Annotated in this window: 2 protein-coding genes; both read right to left on the bottom strand. The window is 65.5% G+C overall.

Going from position 1 to position 1,226, the window contains the following annotated elements; translation table 11 throughout:
• Positions 1-492: ATP-binding cassette domain-containing protein (locus A2I95_RS39710; RefSeq protein ID WP_291737844.1), on the bottom strand; the 492-nt coding region annotated here is incomplete at its 3' end.
• Positions 489-1,226: ABC transporter permease (locus tag A2I95_RS39705; RefSeq protein ID WP_291737843.1), on the bottom strand; the 738-nt coding region annotated here is incomplete at its 5' end. The genes A2I95_RS39705 and A2I95_RS39710, both read right to left, overlap by 4 nt.

Here is a 1,226-nt window from a genome sequence, read left to right as displayed (position 1 = left end):
GGCAATCGCCATGGCGATCACCACTCGCCGGCGCTGGCCGCCTGACAGCTCATGCGGATAGCGGGACAGCGGGAAACGGTCCTCAGGCAGGCCAACCCGGTCCAGCACTTCCCGCGCCCGGGCTTCGGCTTGTTCACGCGGCATTGCCTTGTGGATCAGGATCGTCTCCATCACCTGCGCGCCAATGGTCTTCACGGGGTTCAGCGCAGTCATCGGCTCCTGAAACACCATGCCCGCGGACTGGCCGCGGATCGCGCACATCCCGTCCTCGGACTGCTCCAGCAGCTGGGTACCGTTCAGCGTGATGTAGCCCTTGGCCTCCGCAAGGTCCGGCAGCAGCTGCAGGATGGCGAGTGCGGTCATCGACTTGCCCGACCCGCTTTCGCCGGTAACAGCCACGATCTCGCCCGGATCAACGTGGAAGGACACATCCTGCAGCACCTGAAAGGCGCCGATGCTGACCGACAGGCTGGTGACATCCAGAAGAGTCATGCGCGCGCCACCCTCAGTTTTGGGTCGAGGTGGTCGCGCAGCCCGTCGCCCAGCAGGTTCAGCCCCAGCACGGTCAGGATGATGGCCAGGCCCGGCACCAGCGCAAGATGCGGGGCAAAGCTGACCATGGTTTGCGCATCGGCCAGCATCCGTCCCCAGCTGGGCGTGGGCGGCTGTGCACCCAGGCCAACGTAGCTGAGGCCCGCCTCCGCAAGGATGCCGAGCGAGAACTGGATAGTGCCCTGCACGATCAGCAGGTTCATAACATTGGGCAGGATGTGCTCGGCGGAGATCCGCGCCGCGCCCTTGCCCGCGACCCGCGCGGCCAGGATGAATTCCCGTTCCCACAGACTCAGCGCTGCGCCGCGGGTGATGCGGGCGAAGACCGGGATGTTGAAGATGCCGATGGCGATTATGGCATTGACGGCTCCGGCGCCAAGGACCGCGGTGATCAGGATCGCGATCACCAGCGATGGGAAGGCAAAGACCAGATCATTGCCGCGCATGATCCCCTCATCCAGCCACGACCCCTTACGGGCCGCAGCCGCCAGGCCCAGCGGCACACCCGCACCCATGCCGATACCAACGGCCACCAATGCCACGGCGATGGAGGTGCGGGCGCCGACCATGATCATCGACAACAGGTCGCGCCCGAAATGATCGGTGCCCAGCCAGTGCTGCGCGTTCGGTGTTTGCAGCTTGGCCGGGATGTTCACTGCCGCGTGGTCAAACGG

This window comes from Leisingera sp. F5, from assembly GCF_001593695.1.
This window is presented reverse-complemented; position numbering and strand designations above follow the sequence as displayed.